Origin of the sequence: Nocardioides cremeus, from assembly GCF_030518195.1 — a bacterium.
GTDB lineage: Bacteria > Actinomycetota > Actinomycetes > Propionibacteriales > Nocardioidaceae > Nocardioides > Nocardioides cremeus.
The window spans coordinates 1-287 of the sequence record NZ_JAULSC010000190.1 but is presented as its reverse complement, the minus strand read 5'-3'; the positions used below and the strand labels follow the sequence as shown (position 1 = coordinate 287).

Annotated in this window: 2 protein-coding genes; both read left to right on the top strand. The window is 64.1% G+C overall.

Annotated elements, in window-relative coordinates:
* The first annotated feature begins 2 nt into the window (after positions 1-2).
* Entirely contained in the window at positions 3-89 is an 87-nt protein-coding gene (locus tag QWJ41_RS22135; protein ID WP_369292741.1) for a hypothetical protein, read from the top strand.
* Positions 86-287: hypothetical protein (locus QWJ41_RS21005; protein WP_302710426.1), on the top strand; the 202-nt coding region annotated here is incomplete at its 3' end. The genes QWJ41_RS22135 and QWJ41_RS21005, both read left to right, overlap by 4 nt.

Here is a 287-nt window from a genome sequence, read left to right as displayed (position 1 = left end):
GGCTGGCCCTCGTCAGGTCCGTCGCGACGGTGATCGCGTCGGGGCTGGCGGTGATGGGCGTGACGCCGGTGGAGGAGATGCACGGATGACAAACGAACAGAACAGAAAAGACGACGAAAACCTCGGCTCGTTCTACATGGGCCGCATGCGCCCGCCGCCCGAGCCGGACCGCGTGATGCCCAAGGGCGTGCTGACCATTGTCGCGGTGCTCGCGTTCATGGGCATCATCTGGTACGCCTATCCGCAGGGGCAGGAGAAATATACCGACGTCAACGTCCCCGTCGTCA